At 56.8% G+C, this 21,807-nt stretch carries 14 protein-coding genes and 1 pseudogene; 6 read left to right on the forward strand and 9 right to left on the reverse strand.

Features of this window, described 5'->3' with window-relative positions; genetic code table 11:
- Positions 1-12 precede the first annotated feature (12 nt).
- A complete protein-coding gene (locus AC07XM_RS19770; RefSeq protein WP_158248162.1) occupies positions 13-1,914 on the reverse strand; it encodes an acyltransferase family protein in 1,902 nt (633 codons plus the stop codon).
- Positions 1,915-2,440: 526 nt separating this feature from the next.
- Between AC07XM_RS19770 and AC07XM_RS19775 the strand changes: the two are divergent.
- Both AC07XM_RS19775 and AC07XM_RS19780 read left to right on the forward strand, forming a co-directional pair.
- Positions 2,441-4,447: pseudogene (locus AC07XM_RS19775) on the forward strand (glycoside hydrolase family 99-like domain-containing protein); the annotation flags it as partial.
- Positions 4,448-4,461: 14 nt separating this feature from the next.
- Positions 4,462-5,604: a glycosyltransferase family 4 protein gene (locus tag AC07XM_RS19780; protein WP_060518665.1), complete on the forward strand. Its 1,143-nt coding sequence runs from the start codon at positions 4,462-4,464 to the stop codon at positions 5,602-5,604.
- 194 nt (positions 5,605-5,798) lie between these two features.
- Here the strand turns inward: AC07XM_RS19780 and AC07XM_RS19785 are convergent, their stop codons facing one another.
- Together AC07XM_RS19785 and gmd are read right to left on the reverse strand one after the other, a co-directional pair.
- Positions 5,799-6,761, reverse strand: coding sequence for a GDP-mannose 4,6-dehydratase (locus AC07XM_RS19785; protein WP_102689513.1), 963 nt, complete (start codon positions 6,759-6,761; stop codon positions 5,799-5,801).
- A 70-nt stretch (positions 6,762-6,831) separates the two neighbouring features.
- On the reverse strand, positions 6,832-7,863 hold the full coding sequence (gene gmd, locus AC07XM_RS19790) for a GDP-mannose 4,6-dehydratase (protein WP_060518668.1): 1,032 nt from the start codon (positions 7,861-7,863) through the stop codon (positions 6,832-6,834).
- A 429-nt stretch (positions 7,864-8,292) separates the two neighbouring features.
- On the opposite strand from gmd, the gene rfbB reads away from it, so the two are divergent.
- The 4 genes from rfbB to AC07XM_RS19810 are packed head-to-tail and all read left to right on the forward strand — an operon-like array spanning position 8,293 to position 12,111.
- Positions 8,293-9,369, forward strand: coding sequence for a dTDP-glucose 4,6-dehydratase (gene rfbB, locus AC07XM_RS19795; protein WP_060518670.1), 1,077 nt, complete (start codon positions 8,293-8,295; stop codon positions 9,367-9,369).
- A complete protein-coding gene (gene rfbD / locus AC07XM_RS19800) occupies positions 9,366-10,271 on the forward strand; it encodes a dTDP-4-dehydrorhamnose reductase (RefSeq protein ID WP_060518672.1) in 906 nt (301 codons plus the stop codon). Before rfbB ends, rfbD begins: the two co-directional genes overlap by 4 nt.
- Complete coding sequence (gene rfbA, locus AC07XM_RS19805; protein WP_060518673.1) at positions 10,268-11,158, forward strand: glucose-1-phosphate thymidylyltransferase RfbA; 891 nt, start codon at positions 10,268-10,270, stop codon at positions 11,156-11,158. Before rfbD ends, rfbA begins: the two co-directional genes overlap by 4 nt.
- A gap of 2 nt (positions 11,159-11,160) precedes the next feature.
- Positions 11,161-12,111, forward strand: coding sequence for a glycosyltransferase (locus AC07XM_RS19810; protein ID WP_102689512.1), 951 nt, complete (start codon positions 11,161-11,163; stop codon positions 12,109-12,111).
- 76 nt (positions 12,112-12,187) lie between these two features.
- Here the strand turns inward: AC07XM_RS19810 and AC07XM_RS19815 are convergent, their stop codons facing one another.
- From AC07XM_RS19815 to AC07XM_RS19840, 6 genes are all read right to left on the reverse strand, one after another.
- Positions 12,188-16,120 carry a rhamnan synthesis F family protein gene (locus tag AC07XM_RS19815; RefSeq protein WP_102689511.1) on the reverse strand — a complete coding sequence of 1,311 codons (3,933 nt, stop codon included), beginning with the start codon at positions 16,118-16,120 and terminating at the stop codon, positions 12,188-12,190.
- Positions 16,121-17,497, reverse strand: a complete 1,377-nt coding sequence (locus AC07XM_RS19820) for an ABC transporter ATP-binding protein (protein WP_060518678.1) — start codon at positions 17,495-17,497, stop codon at positions 16,121-16,123.
- Positions 17,487-18,317 (reverse strand): ABC transporter permease, encoded by an 831-nt coding sequence (locus tag AC07XM_RS19825; protein ID WP_060518680.1) that lies wholly within the window; start codon positions 18,315-18,317, stop codon positions 17,487-17,489. The genes AC07XM_RS19820 and AC07XM_RS19825 overlap by 11 nt, the downstream gene beginning before the upstream one ends.
- 106 nt (positions 18,318-18,423) lie before the next feature.
- Positions 18,424-18,969, reverse strand: coding sequence for a dTDP-4-dehydrorhamnose 3,5-epimerase (gene rfbC / locus AC07XM_RS19830; protein WP_102689510.1), 546 nt, complete (start codon positions 18,967-18,969; stop codon positions 18,424-18,426).
- 105 nt (positions 18,970-19,074) lie between these two features.
- The gene (locus AC07XM_RS19835; RefSeq protein ID WP_232894935.1) at positions 19,075-20,037 is read right to left on the reverse strand and encodes a glycosyltransferase family 2 protein; all 963 of its coding nucleotides are present in this window, start codon (positions 20,035-20,037) and stop codon (positions 19,075-19,077) included.
- A gap of 128 nt (positions 20,038-20,165) precedes the next feature.
- The gene (locus AC07XM_RS19840) at positions 20,166-21,608 is read right to left on the reverse strand and encodes a mannose-1-phosphate guanylyltransferase/mannose-6-phosphate isomerase (RefSeq protein WP_060518685.1); all 1,443 of its coding nucleotides are present in this window, start codon (positions 21,606-21,608) and stop codon (positions 20,166-20,168) included.
- Between the last annotated feature and the right edge of the window lie 199 nt (positions 21,609-21,807).

The following is a 21,807-nucleotide window of genomic DNA, read 5'->3' on the forward strand; positions in this document are numbered from 1 at the left end:
CCGCTTACAAGGTTACTGAAAGATTTCAGCCTTGATCTTATCCACAAAGTAGATAGAACCATGCTTGCTGAGGTGACCAAAGTCCACCACTGGCAGGTCGATCAAGTCGCTGCCAAGGCGGCTTAAACACCCCTCCCCTTTGCAGAGTATATCCAGGGCCGAGATATAGGACGCACCAATAGACGGTACGCGCTGCTTGAAGAAGCCGTCCCAGTCCGCTACTTGCGGGTTCAACCCGTACGCCATGTATTGCGGCGGAACTTTATTGTGTTCTGCCCAATAGCCCAGCACCACCGAACTTAAATTGCCATTCCAGTGCGGGACTGGGCCAATCACAACGACTTTGCTCACGGGCGACACGGCTTTTATCTTGCTCACTGTTTCTTGCAGCATGGCCAACGCTTGGTGCTGTTCATGAGGGGCATTACTGCCGAACACCAGCCAAGTCAGCACCACCACGTCGGGCTTATAGTGCGCCACGGCTTCAAGCCGGTCGTTGTTGGCTTGTGCAACTGGCTTGCCTTCATCGGTCTTGCCAGGGATGGCAAAGAATGGTGGGCCATTACCGTCGGTCATTTGTGAAATACCGTATTCGGTGTGCCCGTTATCGCGGGCACTCAGTAGACCTTGGTACAGCGCCGCCGCATAGGAGTCGCCCCAGATAAACAACATTTTGCGGCGGGGTTCGATGCAGTGGGCATAACTGAGTTCTTTGGACACCGAGTGGCAAACGCCGTAACGGATGTTCTGTTTGAAGTCATAGTATTCGTAGACGTTCGTAATGGCCGATAGGGCCTGAATTTCCCCCTCCACCCGGTAGGCAGCGCCGTTGCTTTTTACAACCGTGAACCCGGCAGCCAGCACCAGGCAAAATGCAGCGATGGCGGTTGGGCTGCGCACTTGGCTAAGCCTGGCGAGGAACGTGCCGGGCGATGCGGCGCGTTGACCGGCGATATTTTCGACGGTCAGGTAAGACACCAAACCCAGCACGAACGATAGCAACACACCGCCAATAATCGCCTGAGGCTGCTCGGCCAGGCCGCTTTTAAACAGGTAAACGCAAATGGGCCAATGCCACAGGTAAGTGGAATAGGAGGTTTTACCCATCCAAGCCACCAGCCAGTGCTTGGCCAGGCGCGAGCCAGTGTAACCGGCGGCGATCACCAGGCAGGTGCCGATGACGGGCAACAACGCCCAATGCCCGGGCCACGCGGTGGTGCTGTCGAGGGCGAACAGCGAACCCACGATCAATAGCAGCCCGGCAAGCGCGACAGGAGCTTTTTTGCTGTCGCGAAGATTGACTGGGTGCAAGTAGACCACGCCACCAATCAACATCTCCCACGCCCGTGATGGCAGCATGTAGTAGGCGAAGCTTTCCAAGTAGTAAGAAGCCCAAGTGGCGAAGGCGAACGACAGTATCGTCAGGCCAACTATCACTAATCGGCCAGCGCCGGCCCCCAGCGCCCTGAGCACGGCCATAATGATCAGAGGGTAGACGAGGTAAAACTGCCATTCGACCGACAGTGACCAGGTGTGCAGCAGCCATTTCAAATGCGAAGCTGAATCGAAATAGCCCGACTCGCTGTAGAACATCAAGTTGGAGGTAAACGAAAGTGCGCCAGCCACATGCTGCCCAAGTTGCTTGTACTCGATGGGAAGCAGGTTGAAGTAACCCCATGCCAACATGGCAGCGCAAAGGGCGACCAAGGCGGGAATCAACCGTTTGGCTCGGCTGGTGTAAAAACCCATCAGCGTGAAGGTGCCGGCCTGCACTTTGGGGAAAATGGCACCGGTCATCAAGTAGCCCGAGATGACGAAAAACACATCAACGCCGGCAAACCCTGCGGGAAGCATGGTGGGGTTGAAATGGAACAGCACCACAGCAACGACTGCTAACGCACGCAGTCCATTCACGTCGTCCCTGAATCGCATACGCACCTTTTAGGTAAAATCTTGGCTGAGCCTTATTGGAATTAGCGCGACTTTAGCAGATCACAGGTGGCTAATGGGTATCAGTTTGTGAGCGTAGTCGGGGGGGGGCGCCAGGTGCCTGGTTTGAGTTTAGGGAGAGGCGTACATCGAGCGCCGCCCGCGCGGCGCTCGGTTTCATGGGCGCTGCTAAACCTATGGCGAACAATGCGCCCCCCAATGGGCCGTGCAGCACGCCCCGTCGGTCAGCGTTTCCGATGATGCACCTCGCTTCGTAAGCGTGCTCGCCCGCATTACGCGGTATGCTGTAGGAGAAGCGTCTCCACAGGAACCCGCACCCGCTATGACGGAACAGCCATCGCAGGCAGCCGAGTCGGCCGCCGCAGTATACCCCGCACATGAAGACCTGCTCACCACTCTTGCCGCGCCCGCCGAGCAAAATGCCGCTGGCTCATCAGCGCAATTTACGAATGCAGTGCCTGCCCCCTTGCTGCCGCTTGCAGCAAAAGCATTGCCTGCCGCTGATGGCGGTTGGGAATGGCAAGACTACCCTCAGGTTCGCGCACGCATCGCTCAGGCAAAGGCCGAGCACCGCGCGGCAAACCCGGTTGCGCTCATACCCGTGCTGGACTTCGACCCAGACGAGTTGGCTGATCATGCCGCGCAGTTGCAGTTCCAGCCCCCTGGGGCGCTGCCACTGGTGTCCATCCTGATTCCGGTATTCAACAACGCCAAACTCACGCTCGAATGCCTGGCGTCCATCCAGCAGCACCTGCCTGCAGACCTGGATGTGGAGATCATCGTCGCCGACGACGCCTCTACCGACCAAACCCAGGCACTGCTAGGCCGGGTGGCCAACATTCGCTACCTGCGCAATTCGCACAACCTGGGTTTTTTGCGCAACTGCAACCAGGCCATGAGCCAGGTCACCGGTGCGTTCACCGTGTACCTCAACAACGACGTGCAGGTGACGGCGGGCTGGCTCGAAGCATTGCTGGCCACCTTCGCCGACTTCGACAAGGTAGGCGCCGTAGGGCCTAAGTTCGTCTACCCCAGCGGCCACCTGCAAGAAGCCGGTGCAGCGCTGGCACCAGATGGTTTGTCGACCATGGTAGGTTTTGCCGAAAACCCTGGCGAACCGCGCTACAACTATACACGCCGGGTGGATTACGTATCCGGCGCATGCCTGCTCGCCCCTACCGGATTGCTCAAGCGCATCGGCGGTTTCTCGGAAGCGTTTCTGCCCTGCTATTGCGAAGACAGCAACCTGTGCCTGAGCATTCGTGCCGAAGGCTACGAGGTCTATTACAACCCGCATGCCACCATCATTCATCATCTGTCGAAAACCACCGCAGCTGCCGGTGACGACTTCAAGATGGCCAGCATCGCCAACAATGTCAGTGTGTTGAACCGCAAATGGGGCTCGACCATCGAGCAACATTTCGACCCGCGGCTTATCTGCTTCTACTTGCCGCAATTCCACCCGGTCCCGGAAAATGACGTGTGGTGGGGCAAGGGCTTCACCGAATGGGCAAACGTCAGCAAGGCACAACCCAATTTCGTCGGCCATTACCAGCCACGCATCCCCGCCGACCTCGGTTACTACGACCTGCGCCTGCTCGAAGTCATGCAAGCCCAGGCAGACCTGGCCCAGCGCTATGGTATTCATGGCTTTTGCTTCTACTACTACTGGTTCGACGGCAAGCGCTTGCTGGAGCGCCCGGTCGAGCAACTGCTGCAAAGCGACAAGCCAGACATCCCGTTCTGCCTGTGCTGGGCAAACGAGAACTGGACACGCCGCTGGGACGGCCTCGAGCAGGAGGTCTTGATTGCCCAGGCACACAGCGACGAAGACGATCTTGCCGTGATCAACGACCTGATCCGGTTCTTCAAGGATGGCCGCTACATCAAAGTCGGCGACCGCCCGTTACTGCTGATCTATCGGCCGACGCTGTTCCCCGACTTCGCCGAAACGGCAGCACGCTGGCGGGACGCTTGCCGCGATCAAGGTGTGGGCGAAATCTACATCGCTATGGTCGAGTCGTTCGGGCTGGCCACCGCAAACTTCCACCCGTCTCAGTTCGGATGTGATGCAGCGGTCGAGTTCCCCCCAGGAGGCTTGGTGCAGCCCAAGCCACCCAGCGGCGAGATGCTCAACCCTGACTTCACAGGCCACTCAGCAGACTACCGGGACATCGCGGTAAGCTTCGCCTCGCGCCCCGGCCCTGCCTATACACGCTTCAAAGGCGTGATGCCCGGGTGGGACAACACCGCCCGGCGCCAGCATGCGGGCGGGTGTTTCGAGCACTCCACGCCGGGCGCCTTCCAGGCCTGGCTTGAGGAGTCGATTACCGATACCCGCCAGCAACACTTCGGCGACGAACGCCTGGTGTTCATCAATGCATGGAACGAATGGGCCGAAGGTGCATACCTTGAGCCTGACCGGCGCTTTGGCCACACCTACCTCGAAGCCGTAAGCAACGCGCTAGACGCCTCGCGTCTGTTGAAGAAAAACTGACTGGCTGGACCCTGATGACCCACATCATTAAAAACAGCAATGACGTATGCCTGGCCGGCCACCCGTTTGCGCCCATCGGTATGGGCGAACATGTACGTGCCACGTTCCGTTCATTGAGAGCGGTGTATACACCGCCTGCTATCCACGATATCTATAAAATCGTCCCTGCCACTGAGGCGGACAGCGCTGAATTTGGCCAGGCACTGACCGAGCAGCCCGCCGCTATCAACATTTTCCACATCAACGGCAACGAAGTGGAACATGCCCTGGCGCATTTAAACCAGAAACGCCCCTGGACGGGTTACAACATCATTTATCCGTTGTGGGAGCTGCCGCGCTACCCTGACGAATGGGCCGGACAACTCGACCGTTTCGACGAAATCTGGGCCGCTTCGCAGTTTGTCATGGACGGTCTCCAGGCGGCGTGCAAAAAGCCTGTGGTGCATATGCCACTGGCCACGGAGGTCCACCTCGACAATTTCTTTGGCCGCCGCTACTTCGGCCTGCCAGAAGCCGATTATGTGTTCCTGTTCTTTTATGACCTGCGCTCCTACTCGGCGCGGAAAAACCCCCAGGGCGTCTTCGAGGCGTTCAGGCAAATGCTGGCCAAGCGGCCGTACGCCAACACGCACCTGGTGATCAAGGTGAACGGGGTAGACATGAACCCGCAGGCCTTTACCGACTTGCAGGCTGAAGTGAAAGCATTGCATGGCCGAGTCACCTTGATCGAACGGACCATGAGCAGTACCGAAGTGAAAAACCTGCTGCGCTGTAGTGACTGCTTTGTGTCACTGCATCGCTCCGAGGGCTACGGTTTCGGTATTGCCGAAGCGATGGCGCTGGGCAAACCGGTTATCGCCACAGCCTACTCCGGCAACATGGACTTCATGGCCGCGCACTGCAGCTTGCCAGTCGATTACCGCTTGGTGGCGGTGAAGGAAGGTGAGTACCCCCATTACGAAGCACAGCACTGGGCGGACCCATACTGTGAGCAGGCGGTGGCCTATATGGTGCAGCTGGTGGATGACCCTGCCATGGGGCGTGCCTTGGGGCAGAAAGCGCGCCTGCATATGCAGAGCTTCTTCAGCTATCGCTATACAGGCTTGCGCTATCGCGCCCGCCTGGCAGAAATACGCCAAATATTGTCCGAGTCCTGAGGGCGAATATCAGTAAGAAGGCAGGTGATGCGGCTGCGCAGCCCATTGCCGCCAAGCCATGCTCTCATAGAACAACGTATTGATTTGGCGTCAACTTGTGGGAGCGGGCATGCCCGCGAACACCGGAAAAGCCGGTGCCATACACAGCGTTGCCTGCTTCGCGGGTGAGCCCGCTCCCACACCGCCCCACTCAATCAATCAGTTATAGGTAGTTTTAAAAACGCCTGGCCACGCCAGTAGTCGAGAATATCGCGCACCGTCTGCGCCAGGGGCGTAGTAGGCACCCAGCCCACGGCTTCTTTGATCCGGACATTGGCTCCAGCTGCCAGCGGAATGTCGGAAGGGCGCAAGCGGTCGGGGTCGGTCTGGACGGTGATCGGTACCGTGGCTTCAGCCAATAGCGCCTGCAACACACTGCGGATTTGCCGGCTTGCGCCAGAAGCAATGTTGTACGTCCGGTGCTGTAGCTGGTCCGTATCTGCGTCCAGCAGCATTGCGTAGGCTTCGCACACATCATGCACATTCAAGAAATCACGGCTTGCATCGAGGTTGCCAACCTTGAGCACGGGCGGCTGTAGACCGACCTCTATCCACGCGATCTGCCTGGCGAACGAGGCCGTGACAAAGTCTGCGCTCTGCCCTGGGCCAATATGGTTGAACGGCCGCACGACCACGCCTGGCATACCTTGGCGCAGGTACTGCATTACGGCATGTTCAGCCGCCAGCTTGCTGGCAGCATAGGGGTTCATCGGTACGCAGGTCGCGTTTTCATCCAGCAGCTGGCCACTTTTGAAGCTCTCGCCGTACACCTCGGACGAGCTAATAAACAGGGTGAAGCACCCCGGCGCGTGCGCCTTCAGTTCCTCCATCAGGTTCAGAGTACCGATGACGTTGGTATGCCAGGTCAGCAGAGGCTCCTTGAAGCTGACGGCAACATTCGATACCGCAGCCAGATGCACCAAATGTGTGGGCTTGACGCGTTGGATAACTGCCTCGACCTGAGCCCGATCACAAATGTCCATCACTTGGTAGTCGCATTCGGCTGCCGCAGGGGCTGATGCCACCGTGCCGAAGACTTCATGCTTGCTATTCAGCAACCGGCGCTGCAGTACCTTGCCGACAAAGCCATTGGCCCCGGTCAAAAGAATTCTGGCCATCTCGAAACTCCAGATCACGCGCACCTGCCGCAGCCAGGCTTGACGGGCAGGTGCACTTGGGTAACCGCCGTCAGAAACTCACGCCATTGGCGTTACGGCGCAGGTCGGCCTCCACCATCATGCGGCACAGGTCTTCCAGAGAGGTACGGGGCTCCCAGCCCAGCACAGTCTTGGCCTTTTCCGGGTTGCCAAGGAGCAGGTCAACTTCGGTGGGGCGGTAGAATTTAGCGTTTACCGCGACCAGGGTACGGCCTGTGGCAGCGTCGATCCCCGTTTCGTTTTCCTCTTTGCCCTGCCAGAGAATATCGATATCCACTGCCTTGCAAGCCAAGGTCACAAAATCGCGTACCGATTCGGTGCGGTTGGTGGCCAGCACGAAGGTGTCCGGCTCGTCAGCCTGCAGCATGCGCCACATCCCTTCGACGTATTCCTTGGCATAACCCCAGTCACGCTTGGCGTCAAGGTTGCCCAGCTCCATCCGGTCGAGCTTGCCTAACTTGATCTTGGCTACGCTGTCGGTGATTTTGCGGGTGACGAACTCACGGCCGCGCAATGGTGACTCGTGGTTGAACAAAATGCCGCTCGCGCCAAAAATGTCATACGACTCGCGGTAATTGATGGTCATCCAATGGGCATACAGCTTGGCGACACCATAGGGACTGCGGGGGTAGAACGGCGTACTTTCGACCTGGGGGGTTTGCTGCACCTTACCGAACATTTCAGAAGTCGAAGCCTGATAGAAGCGCGCCTTTGGATTAACGATGCGAATGGCCTCCAGCAGGTTCACAGCACCGAGGCCGGTGATTTCAGCCGTGGTCACCGGCTGGTCGAACGATACGCCGACAAAACTCTGCGCCGCGAGGTTGTAAACCTCTGTTGCCTGGGTGGTCTGGAGCAAGCGAATACTCGCGGACAGGTCGGTCAGGTCGTACTCCACAAGGTGCAGATTGGGGTGCTGCTCGACGCCCAGCTCGGCCAAGCGCCAGAAGTTGACCGAACTGGTGCGGCGGTAGGTGCCGTAGACGGTGTAGCCTTTGGCAAGCAGCAGCTCGGCCAAGTACGCCCCATCCTGGCCTGTAATGCCGGTGACGATCGCGATCATGAATCCTCCAGAAAAATCGCCATCGAGGCTCTCGGGAAGTCGCTCGACGGGTTAATAGACCTGCTTCGGAACATGATACTGGCTCAGCATCGGCAACACGAGGCTAGCGAGATTACCCGAGTGCTAACCTCAGGTATAGATAAACCAGGCACTTGCCATATAACCGCTCGGCGGCAATCAGAACTTTCTTACAGTCAGATCAGAACATTCCCTATTTGAGCTGTCTATGCTTTCGCTATATTCCTGCACGCTCCTGATAATTCCACCCAGAGCGCCGCTGGGCGGGGCTCAGCAACCCAGGCAAATTACCGTACTCCACGGGCGATCAGGTATACTTTTGACTCACGTCTATATGATGGCTAAGTCGTACGTGCATGGACTTATGCAGAGTTCATAGGCTCTGTCAGAACCTCAAGGTAGAAAACTCTCGTGAAGATATTAGTAACAGGTGGTGCCGGCTTCATTGGCTCGGCAGTCGTGCGACACATCATCTCCAGCACCGAAGACTCGGTGGTCAACGTCGACAAACTGACCTATGCAGGCAACCTAGAATCGCTGCAGTCAGTCGACCAGAGCGAGCGCTACGCATTCGAGCGTGTCGACATCTGTGATCGCTCCGAGCTCGACCGGGTATTCCGCGAGCATCAACCTGATGCCGTCATGCACTTGGCAGCAGAATCGCACGTCGACCGCTCCATCAGCGGCCCGTCCGAATTCATCCAGACCAACATCATCGGTACCTACAACCTGCTGGAAGCAGCGCGTGGCTACTGGGTGGCGCTGGACGACACGCGCAAGGCAGCGTTCCGCTTCCACCACATCTCCACCGATGAAGTGTATGGCGACCTTGAGGGCCCGGAAGATCTCTTCACCGAGACCACACCGTACCAACCAAGCTCGCCCTACTCCGCCAGCAAGGCCAGCTCTGACCATTTGGTACGCGCCTGGGCCCGTACCTATGGCTTGCCAACCCTGGTCACCAACTGTTCTAACAACTACGGCCCGTTCCACTTCCCCGAGAAGTTGATCCCGCTGGTCATCCTCAATGCCCTGGAAGGCAAACCACTGCCGATCTACGGAAAAGGCGACCAGATTCGCGATTGGCTGTACGTCGAAGACCACGCACGTGCGCTGTACAAGGTAGTGACCGAGGGTGAGCTCGGCGAAACCTACAACATCGGTGGCCACAACGAGAAACAGAACATCGAAGTAGTTCGCACCGTCTGTGCACTGCTGGATGAACTGCGCCCAGAATCGGCCTTCCGCCCACATGTCGACCTGCTGACCTACGTCAAGGACCGCCCTGGCCATGACCTGCGCTATGCAATCGATGCCAGCAAAATCCAGCGAGAACTGGGCTGGGTGCCGGAAGAAACCTTCGAGTCGGGTATCCGTAAGACCGTGAAGTGGTACCTGGACAACCCAGAGTGGGTGGCACACGTGAAAAGCGGCAGCTACCAGCAATGGATTGACTCCAACTACACCACGCGCACGGGTCAGGCATGAAGATTCTGCTGTTGGGCAAAAACGGCCAAGTTGGCTGGGAACTGCAGCGGGCACTGAGCGTGTTAGGCGAAGTGGTGGCCCTCGACCGCCATCCGGCACAAACCGCTTACGGTGAACTGGCCGGAGACTTGTCAAACCTTGCCGGCCTGCGCCAGGCCATTACCAAGGTGGCACCGCAGGTCATCGTCAACGCCGCCGCCTATACCGCTGTGGACAAAGCTGAAACCGAGCGCGAGCTGGCCCACACGGTCAATGCCTTGGCCAGCCAAGTGATGGCCGAAGAAGCCAAGCGCCTCGAGGCCTGGCTGGTGCACTACTCCACCGACTACGTCTTCGACGGCAGCGGAAGTGCGCCATGGCGAGAGACCGACCCGGTAGCGCCGGTAAACTACTACGGTGCAACCAAGCTCGAAGGCGAGCAACTGATCGCGGCGTCGGGGTGCAAGCACCTCATTTTCCGCACCAGCTGGGTGTATGCCGCACGCGGCAACAACTTTGCCAAAACCATGCTGCGCCTTGCCAAAGACCGGCCAACGCTGAGCGTGATCGCTGACCAGGTGGGCGTACCGACTGGGGCCGACTTGTTGGCGGATGTCGCCGTGGCTGCGTTGCAGCAAGCCATGCACAAGCCCGAACTCGGTGGCATCTATCACTTGGCGCCCGCTGGCGAAACAACCTGGCACGCTTACGCAAGCTATGTGATCGAGTTTGCCCGCAAGCACGGTGAAACCCTTGCCGTGGAAGCGGTCAACCCAATCACCACAGCCCAATACCCAACGCCTGCCAGTCGACCGTTGAACTCGCGCCTGGCGACCGTAAAACTTCGCGATGCATTTTCACTGCACCTGCCGGATTGGCAATTGGGTGTAACCCGTATGCTTATGGAAGCTTTGAATAAATGAACACAACCAATCGTAAAGGGATCATTCTGGCTGGTGGTTCCGGGACGCGCCTGCATCCATTGACCTTGGGCGTCTCCAAGCAGATGCTGCCCATCTACGACAAGCCGATGATTTTCTACCCGCTGTCGGTGCTAATGTTGGCGGGCATGCGGGAGATCCTGATCATTTCCACCCCCGAAGACCTGCCAGCATTTCGTAAGCTACTGGGCGACGGTAGCCAGTATGGCGTGCAGCTCAGCTATGCCGAGCAACCAAGCCCGGACGGCTTGGCACAGGCGTTCATCATTGGTGAACAGTTCATTGGCAAAGACCCTTGCTGCTTGATCCTGGGCGACAACATTTTCTACGGTCAGCACTTCTCCGATAACCTGCGCGCCGCCGCTGAACAAACCGATGGCGCCACGGTGTTTGGTTACCATGTTGCCGACCCTGAGCGCTTCGGTGTGGTTGAGTTCGATGCCAACGGGCGAGCGCTCAGCATCGAAGAAAAACCTGCCGAGCCCAAGTCCAGTTATGCCGTCACCGGCCTTTACTTCTACGACAACAACGTCGTCGAGATTGCCAAGGGCATCAAGCCCTCCGAGCGCGGTGAGCTGGAAATTACCGATGTGAACAGTGCCTACCTCAACCAGAAAAACCTCAGTGTCGAAATTCTCGGCCGTGGTTTCGCCTGGCTGGACACCGGGACTCACCAGTCGCTAATGGAAGCCAGCCACTTCATCCAAACCATCGAAGAACGCCAAGGCTGGAAAGTGGCGTGCCTGGAAGAAATTGCCTACAGCAACGGGTGGATCACCAAAGAGCAAGTAGCCGAGCAGGCAGAAAAACTCAAGAAGACCGGCTACGGCAAATACCTGCTGGGCCTCCTGGAGCCAGGTCGCCACTGAGTATGGCCACAGGGATCAACACCGTTGACACCGCCGCCAAAATTGCCGTGCTGCTGGCTGCCTATAATGGTCGCGAATGGATAGCGGCGCAACTGGCCTCTGTCCTTGCCCAGGTTGCGGTCAACGTTGACATCTTTATCAGCGTTGACCCCTCCAGCGACGGCACCGAACTTTGGTGCGCGGAGTTCGCCCAGGCCCATGCCAATGTCGTGCTTCTGCCCTCCTCCGGCCTCTTCGGCGGCGCCTCACGCAATTTTTTTCGCCTGATCAAGGACGTCGACCTGTCAGCGTATGACTTTGTGGCATTCGCCGATCAGGACGATATGTGGTATGCGGACAAGCTCGAACATGCCGTTGCCACCCTGCGCAGCAGCGAGGCTGAGGGGTATTCGAGCAACGTCGTGGCATTTTGGGCAAATGGGCGCCGGTTGCGGGTCAATAAAGCTCAACCCCAAGTGCGCTGGGACCATTTATTTGAAGCCGCTGGCCCCGGTTGCACCTATGTGCTTAGCCGTAAGCTGGCATTGGCCTTCAAAGCACAGCTGCTTAGTTGCTGGGACGAAGCACAGCATATCGACCTGCACGATTGGTTTTGCTACGCCTTCGCACGCAGTCGTGGCTATGGCTGGGTCATTGACCCGCGCCCAGGGCTGGACTACCGGCAGCACGAGCGCAACCAGGTTGGGGTTAACAATGGGATGGCGTCAGCAATGGCGCGCTGGCGGAAGATTACCAACGGCTGGTGGTTCGAGCAGGTGCTGCTGACTGCACGGCTTTTGCAGATAGACAGCCCATTCTTCGAGCTGGCGGGCACTAACCACAAGGTGAAATCGTGGATCAAGCTAGCGTTCAGCGCTGCCATTTGCCGCAGGCGTACACGTGACCGGGTGATGTTCTTTATCATCTGCCTGCTGATGGGCGTTCTCGGTCGGCAGCCCAATCACCACAGGTAATGCGGCACCCGATCGTGCACCGCATTACTAGCGGGCTAAGGTGAAGGGTTGCTGGTCAGCCCTTCACCTTGGCTTACTACACCACACCACGTCCGCAGTAATGGTCATCCAGCATGACTTCACCCAGCAACTTCAGCTCGTCGGTAGAGTGCTTCGAGAAAAACTCATCGGCAATCGCCCGGCTGACCTCAAGCGATGGCGCAAAGCTGCCCAGCAGCTGGGTACGTACCCGCACTGCGTCCCTGGCAAACTGAAGCACTCCGTTGCGCAGATCATTCCTGAACGCATCACCATCACGCTCCTGGATTGATAGCTCACGGTAGTGGGCCTCTACGTTCACACCATCCGTCGACGTGTACTTCACAACCTGCCCATCACTGGAGCTAAGCAGTTTTTCAAGCTCGAAGCTACGAAGGTACATGATCGGTGCCGCCAGGCTGTGCTCTACGTTGTGCATCAGGCAACCGCGCACAATCACGCCGTGTTGCTCGGCCACAGGGATCGAACGCTCGTCCGTAGCCAGGTAATAGCCACTGAGCTTTTGCCCGGTAAGCTTGCACAGGTAGTTCTGGATGGTGGCGCCATAGCCAACGTCTACTACCGCGTTTCGCTGGTCACCCATCAACTCCATGCCCTTCAAATACACGACCAGTGCCTCACGCTCTTGCTCTGCCTGCTTGCAGATGGTCTCGGCCAGCTTGGTCAGCACCGGCGCCAACACGGCGAGGTTGCCGTTACGAACCTCAACTTGGGTATCCCGACCTACATTCAATTCGGTTTGCAGCTCACTCCAGGCCGCATCACTCAAGGTCAAACCGAAGCGCTCAAGCAAATAGTTGCTCGCCGTATTCAGGTAGTAGTCGCCTTTGCCGAGGGTCAGCACATCGTTCAGGTTGTCAAGCAACGGCACACTGCAGGTGCGGCGGGAAACAACCAGGTATTTCGAAGGCGGGGCATCGCTGACATCCTCAGCCCAAACGTCGTAAGCGGCTTTCATCAGCTGGCCTTCACGGGCCAGGAAGTGCAGCTGCTCAACACCTTCGCGCCGGGCATTGTCGATCAGCCACTGTGCCATACCGGTCAGCATCGGTCCGACCAGGCTGTAGCCAATGTTGTACGGCGTAGCGTGGAACAGCGACCCAGGGTTCAGGTTGGGATAAACCACTGCAGGGAAGTTCTTCTGGAACAGCAGACCCAGAGTCAATTCGGCGTTCAGGTCGTGAGCAAACTCGTACCTCTCGACAATGCTACGCAGGCGCGGCGTGCCCCTGGCCAGCTCTGTGGGGCGCAAAATATGCAAGCCGACACAGCCTTTATCGCAGGGAATCTGCAGATCCGAACGTTCGTTATCACCCACCATAATGAACTCGGCAGGTTGCAGGCCATAGGTTTGCAAAACATGGTCGTATAGTTGCCCCGTGTCCTTGCGTAGCCCCACTTCGTTCGACAGGTAAAACTCTGTCCAACCGTCCACGCCATTTGCATTCAATGCACGCGTGATGAGCGCCTTGGGCAGGAACATATCGGAGATCAATACTACCGGCTTACCTGTTGCCTTCGCTGCCTCGAACAGCTCAACACCTCCGCTGCGAGCGGACAGCGACCTATACTCTATGTGCTCCTCGAGCTTGCGGATGGTCTGTACATCCTGCTCCGAAAGCTTACTGAGCTGCCCAAACGCCTGGTAGATGTCATCCAGGTCCACGTCCTTGCCTTTGTGCTTGCGCGCCTGGCCTTCTGCGAGCACCCGATAATCGCGGAACAGTTCGGATAGGTGCTCAGGCAAGTTGGCCGCTACGATATGCTTGGTGGTCTCTGCATCGATCAGTGGGCGAATCAACAGCGTGTCGAAAATATCGAAACCGATGCATTTGATCGCTGGATTGGAGAACTGCCCCACCATCCACTCATACGGGCGACCCACCGACTGGTCAAGACGCCAAGACGACCACGTAGGGTTTTCAGTGTCCTGGATGATGCCAGGTTGCAAGCCTTGCTTACGTGTACTGAGCACCAGCAGCCTTTCCAGGCAATGCGCGAATGTACCGTCGGTCTGACCCGCTTCTTCAATGAAGTCTTCGATGGTGATGCCAGCGCTGAACAGCGGCCGCATCGCGTCGCCTCGCGCCCAGAACATAGACCCTGCCGGGAAGTCGAAATACCCCTGCGGTACGGGTGCGATTCCCAAACGCGCGCACCAGGCGGCGCCCATCCCTTTATTGGCAAGCCAGGTGTTGGCCTGAGAAGGTACGGATTTGAAGTTCTGCGGGTAGACGATGCCCTTGTCGCCAGCCATCAGGGTAAAAATCCTGCGGATGGTCGCTGTGCTGCCCAACAGGTTACCCGCCAGGTACTGGCGCCAGCCCTCGGTTGCACCTGCGTTATACAACGACTTCTTGCTGTGCAGGTGAGCCACGTAATCGTAGCCACGCAGTGCCTCTCCGAATGTGACGAACATCGGGGCGATGTCACGACCACGATTGTTTACTATCTGAAAGGCCTGCGCCTCGCAATTGGGTAACTGCGCGAACGCTGCCTGGCAGACCTGCTGACCTTCGGCATCCTTCACCGATACATAAAGATCATAAGCAAAGGGCATGTTCCTGAGGTAACCGGCAAATTCACTTGCTAGGTCCTCATAATACATGTGCAAGTGAATGGCGATACTGCCTTCGACCTGCTCTGCCGGTAGAATACCGTCCAGCGTGATAAGCGTATTGTCTACCGCCTCGATGTGCGGCTGGCTTCCGTTTTTCCACATCTCGTAGTGCGGGCTACCACGAAACACGAATGCCAGGTTGCGATAGCCCCAGTTCAGCAGAGGGTTGCGGTATTTGTGCGGAATAGCCCAATACAAGGGCTTGATCTGGTTCAATACTCGAGCGCGCAGCCCACCGGCAACCAGCGGACGCTGCCCACGCACCACACGCGAAAGTACGCGCATCGGGGCGGTAACCCTCCAACTGCTAGAATGGTGAATGCCCTGCACGATGGAGGCAAACTCATCAGCAGCACGCTTGGCTTGTTCGCTCTTCAAAGCCAACTGCTGCCTTAGGCTGTTACTTTCTTCCCGAGCCTTGGCAGTTTCGCTGCGCACATAAACTACCTCATCACGAAGCGCTGCCAACGTTTCCTGATCCACCCTGGCAGCAGCCAAGGCATTGTGAGCCTCGGCAACGACGCTATGGGCTTCGGCCAGTTGCGCCCGCAACTGCTCCTGCACCCGCTGGGGAGCGCTCGCAGCATCTGCAAGTTGGGTGAGCAGCCGCTGTTGCGCATGTTGGGCTTCAGCTAACTGCGCTTGCAAATGCAGACGGCTACCCTGCAAGGCGGCGTTTTCCTCGCGTAATTGCTCTAGTAACCGAGCGCCCGCTGCGTACTCCTGGGGGTTGAGCAACTCTGCCGAGCCGCTCAGCAGTGCGTTGCTAAACTCGCGCTGGCCATTGAACATCCGGTTATCGAACTGGGCCGCAGCGGCTGCATCCTTGGCAAAAATGCCAACGAACACATGCCGGTGTACGTTTAGGTGGTCGGCCGCCTGCGGCCCGACGAACGACTCCAACAACGCTGCGGGGTAACCGCTACGCTGGGCCCAATTTACTAGCGCCCTGCCTGCATCCGGGTAGAAGCGCCAGCAATCCAGCGGCCGGCGCTGAAGGTTACCGTCATTAGGCGCGATGATGCACAACAGCCCCGACGGTTTGAGAATACGCAGGAATTCATTGAACAGCACCCAGAACATGTCCGCATGCCCAAGGCACGAGCTGCAAATGACAGCGTCTACACTCTCGGCCTCGAAAGGCAGGGCACAGGCGCTGTCCAGGACGATATCCACGCCCATCCCCTCAGCTGTATCGACGCCAATGCATTCAAAGCCTTGCGGGCAAATGTCCTTAGGCGAGCCACCCAGGTGCTGCGCACCCATGACGACGACCTTGGAGCCAACAGGCAGGTTGTTGCGGTAGGTCTCGAGAAAGAGCCGACCATAATTATGTGCAGGGAGGTGCATTTATAGACCTGTTTCGGTATCGATACTTAACTGAATGTCCAACATCGGTATGCCGATCAATCCCGATGCCGACGGATCCTGGCTTGAATGGAAAATGACAGCGTCGTGAATCCAGTGGTGCGAAGTATGGTCTTGCTGGGTACCGTCAGCGACGGCAACCTGAATCGAATAGTCGCCACCGGCAAGCCATGGCATGGGGAAGGTGAATTCTGCCTTGAACTCCTGGCCAGGCGCAGCTACTGGCGGCACGCGGTCCTTGATGCTCAGCGTGTTGCTGCCAAACAAGAACTGACCAAGCCGATCCTTGATATAGAACCCCAACACCGGGCTTCTCAACTCAGTGTAAGCAACAGCGCGAATCGTCAGTGTTACAACTTCGCCGCCCTTGAGCGCCCTGATGTCATTGCCATCTTCGGCGGTAACATTTACGTAATTGATCTGCGCCCCTAGCGGGTCGGTCTGCGCCGAAGCCTGCAAGTTGGGCTGGAAAAGGCTCAGCGGGCCAGCAGGCTCGTAAGGCTGACCACCTGCCCAGATTTCTCGAAGTTTCCGGGCTGTCGCAGACGCATGCGTCTGATCCTGGAGCTGCTTATCTTGCGTGGCTCCAAGGATAAAGTTCAAGTAGTGTTCCGAAGTTTGCTTGGCCTCACCAAGCTCTCTGGTCTCACCATCGGCCAGCCAAAGTGCCTTGTCGCACAGCGCAATTACTGACGTGCTGTCGTGGCTGACAAACAGCAAGGTTTTCTCTTCTTTGAACTTGCGCAGGAAGCGCATGCACTTTTGGGTGAAGATAGCATCGCCAACTGCCAGCGCCTCATCGATGATGAGGATATCGGCATCCACATGCGCAATGGTCGCGAATGCTAGCCGCACGAACATGCCGCTGGAGTAAGTCTTCACCGGCTGATCTATGAAATCCCTGATTTCAGAGAAGTTCACGATATCGTCGAACCGCTCGTCCGTCTGCTCTTTGGTCAAACCATAGAATGCCGCGCTGAGGTAAACGTTCTCACGGCCAGTGAACTCCGGGTTAAAACCGGCGCCTAGTTCCAGCAATGCCGCTACCCGGCCAAATGTTTGCACATGGCCATGGGTAGGGCTCAGCGTTCCGCAAATCAGCTGCAACAAGGTCGACTTGCCAGAGCCGTTGCGGCCAATGATACCGAGCGTTTCACCCTTGTTGAGGGTGAACGACACATTTTTCAGCGCCCAAAACTCTCGACTGTAGGCTTTCTGTTGCATGCCAAGCGCTCGCCGCAGACGAGGCATGATGGACTGTTTGAGCCGGTCCTGCGGTTTGCCATAAATGTGAAAGCACTTCGATACACCGCTAACGACGATCGCTGCGTCATTCTGTTGCTGGGGGTTAGAGGACATCAGCGAATCCCTTTCTCGTTCTTTGGAACCATACGTAACCCAACCAGGCAGTCATCAGTGCCATCAGCGAGTATTTAGCCAACCCTATCCAGTCCGGCATATGGCCCCAAATCAATACTTCTCGGACCTGCTCAATGATGAACGTCAGCGGGTTGGCTTCCATGAGAGGTCGCATTTCAACCGGCAGCGAGCTGACCGGGAAAAATACCGGAGACATGAACAACATGATCATGGTGATGATGCCGATGGTTTGCCCCACATCGCGCAGGTACACGCCCAACGAAGCCAACGCCCAGGCCAGGCCTTGCACAAACAGGATATATGGCAGCGCTATCAACGGTACAAGCAGCATGGTCGCGTGGAATTCGCCATTGACGAAAACAATCGCGCACACCAGTACCAGCAAACTCACACCGGTGTGGAACAGTGCGGTACACATCGAGATGACCGGTAGGATCTCGAGCGGAAAAACCACCTTTTTAACGTAGTTGACGTTTGCCAAAATCAACCCAGGCGCCCTGTTCAATACCTCGGCAAACAAACCGTGCACGATCATGCCGGCAAACAGCAACACGGCAAAATCCCCCTTGCTTTCATCCGGAGAAGTTGTCCAGCGGGCCTTGAACACCACGGAAAAAACGAAAGTGTATACAGCCAACATGAATAATGGCGTCAGGAAAGACCACAAGAGCCCCATTACGGAGCCTTTGTAGCGGCCGACTACTTCTCGGCGTGTCATTTGCAGAATCAACCGGCGGTAATGCCAGAGATTGCTTACCAGTGCCCACGGTGAGACGGGGGCCTGTGAATGCGGATTCATTCAATTACCTCGGAGCATGTATCGGACTGTCGGTGCACCAAGCAGCCACGCAGGCGCAGCCGCTCCCGCCTGCGCGGTATGGCTAGGCTTGCAAAGACCGGCAGCGTCAGGCGTAGGCGTCGGCATAGACAAAAGCGCTAGCCTTCTGATCTTTCGCCGACAATGCAGGCTCCCCTTCATAGGGCCACTCAATGGCTACGGTCGGGTCATTCCAAGCCAGGCTGCGGTCGTACTGCGGCGCGTAGAAGTCGGTCGTTTTGTAAAGGAACTCGGCAGTTTCCGACAGCACCACAAAACCATGCGCAAAGCCTTCTGGCACCCAGAGCTGGCGTTTGTTCTCAGCGCTCAGGTGAACACCCACCCACTTGCCGAAGGTCTTTGAGCTCTTCCGCATATCGACGGCGACGTCGAACACTTCACCCTGTACAACCCGAACCAATTTGCCCTGGGGCTGCTGGATCTGATAATGCATCCCCCGCAGCACCCCCTTTACCGAACGGGAGTGGTTGTCCTGAACGAAGTTTACTGGGCGACCTACCACCTCATCGAACACCTTCTGATTGAAGCTTTCGAAGAAGAAACCTCGTTCATCGCCAAAAACCTGAGGCTCGAAGAGGATAACCTCCGGGATGGCTTGCTTGATTGCTTTCATTTGCTACTTATCTCCAAAGAACAGGTGGCGCGAGGACTGTGCTACAAGCAATTAGCACGATCTTAACGCTGATGCTTGCAAACGCCCCAGCCTGTAATGTTTTGCTCAAATCCGCGCCAGACACGCAGCGATCATCAGCGTGATGTTACCTACAAATGTTTGGCGGTAGACGCCTGAGCGACGCAATGCGCAAAGACGAGCTGCAAGGCCAAGGTGCCGGCCTTTTTCGAAATGAGCCAGAATGGTGCGATTTTCCTGAGTCAACAGCGGACTCATGGCCCGCAGTATTTCCAGATTGGCATCGTTCCACCTTACAAAACGCCCTGATAGCATTTTGCGCAAGCGGTTCAGCCGTGCACTGAAGGTGCTGTTAGCCCCGATCAGATTGTCGTTGTGCTGACGGTACTCAAGACTTGCATGTGTATCGTAAAGCACAAAGCCACCACACCCTGTTACCAAAATATAGGCGAGCCAGTCATGCGCCACGATACTGGCATCTTCAGGCAACTGCACCAGCAAGCTACGGGCTTGCTGATTGATCATCATGGTATTGGCGCCGGCCAAGCTCTGCACCAGCGCATTCTGAAAAGATGGGCGCCTGGTGAAAAGAGGTGAATACCCTGCCGCATTACGGTCGCTATCAACGAGCCGGGTTCGAGAGCAATAAAGCGCCGGCTTTTCAAGCGGCATTTCGACCAGCTTGGCGAGACTTCGTTCCAGCTTGTCACTGAACCACACGTCGTCTTGATCACTGAAGGCGTAGAACCGCGCCCGCACCGCTGGCCGCTTCAGCAAGGATATGAAGTTTTTTGCGAAGCCTTGACGCGGCCCGTCAAAGACCTGCAACCGTTCTCCTCCCCAGCGCTGTTTGTACTCGGCCAGAATCTGGCCGGTAGCATCACTAGAGCCGTCGTCGGATACATAAAGTATCCAGTTGCTGAACGTCTGTGCGCCGAACGAGTCGAGTTGCTCCCTCAGGAACGAAGCACCATTATAGGTGCACATCAGGATCGCGACCTCGACCCCCTCCTCTTCCAAGCCTATGGAGGATTGGTAGCTAATTGCCATCTTTTAACCCTCCCTTTTTCATTGCTAAATATCAATTTCATCTGGTTAATCAGTTGCTTTAAACCATGCTCTCGGTCCTGACGTAATCACCACCGGCTCACGAGTTAGCTGCTCCTGCCCCCCTGTACTCAGGCATCACACCGACCATAGTTGTCTTCAAAACGGACTATATCGTCCTCGCCAAGGTACTCACCGCTCTGCACCTCGATCAAAACAAGGTCAATCACACCCGGGTTACGCAGACGGTGCTTATGCCCAGCACGGATGAAGGTGGACTCGTTGGTGTTCAGCATCAACTCTTGCTCGTCATTGACGACGACAGCCATCCCGCTAACGACTATCCAATGCTCGCTGCGATGATGGTGCATCTGTAGTGACAGCGAAGCTTTGGGCTTGACTACGATGCGCTTGATCTTGAAACGATCACCGTCTTCCAGCGTGGTGTAGGTCCCCCAGGGGCGGTGCACCGTGCGATGCAACATGTGCGCCCTATGGCCTTCGGCTTTAAGCCGCGTGACGATGTATTTGACATCCTGTGCATGATCCCTGTGGGCGATGAGCAAGGCGTCCGGAGTGTCCACTACCAGGAGGTTTTCAACGCCTACCAAGGCAGCGAGGCGGTTCTCAGTGGTAACGAAGTTGTTTTTCGCTCCATAAGCCATCACATCACCGTCGAAGCGGTTGCCGCATTCGTCGGGCGAGGTCAATTCGCTTACCGCATTCCAGGAACCGATATCGCTCCAGCCGATATCGCATGGAATGGTAGCGACCCTCCGCGAGCGCTCCATAAGCGCATAGTCGATGGAAATGTCCGGGACATTGGCAAAACTCTCGATGTCCAGAGTCAAGCAGGAATAACCACTGGCGGTAGAGCAACGTGATGATTCAAGCGTTTGCTCGACCGCTTTCAGAACGTCCGGTGCATGCTGCTGGAATTCTTCGATGACCGAGCCAACCTGGAAGCAGAAGATTCCGGCATTCCAATAGTAATTACCGGCCGCGACGTAGCCCTGCGCTGTCTCAAAGTCCGGTTTTTCAACGAATCGCTCTACCTTAAGGCCGTCGCCAAGCACACCATCGGCAGCCGCTTCGATGTAGCCAAAGCCAGTTTCAGGGTAGCGTGGCTGGATGCCGAAGGTTACTAGCCATCCGCTGGTGGCGAGCTGCGTAGCTTTAGCCACCGCATCGCGGAAGGCCACTTCTTTGCTAATCAAATGATCGGCAGCCAACACCAACATGAGCGCCTTCGGACCGTACATCTGGCGCAACTGTAGTGCCGCGGCCGCTACAGCAGCTGCGGTATTGCGGCCGAAAGGCTCCAGGATAAAGCCTTGAGGTAAACCCACGTCATTGATTGCACGGTATTCATCCTCGGTTTTGAATAGAAGCTCCCGATTGGTGACGGTCAAAATCTCGGCAACACCCTCCAACCCAGCCGCTCGAATAAACGTCTTTTGAATCAGATTCTGCCCATCTGGTAACGTCATGAAAGGCTTGGGATGTGCTTCTCGGGAAACGGGCCACAAACGGCTGCCAACGCCACCGGAAAGGATCACGGGGATCAATTGCATAGTCGAATCCTTAAACGGTTGCCAGAGTGACAGACTGCGGTAGAAATGGCATTTTGGTCTTGGTTCTGGAAGCTGCTACGACAACCACAACGACCCCCAATCTACCCTGCCGAATGTAATCACTCCTGCGCCATCCTTAGGCAAGGTAACAAGCATAGGCCCACAGAATATCAGAGATTGCTGTTTGGATCTGCTTGAG

It is taken from the genome of Pseudomonas sp. GW460-LB5 (assembly GCF_059423245.1).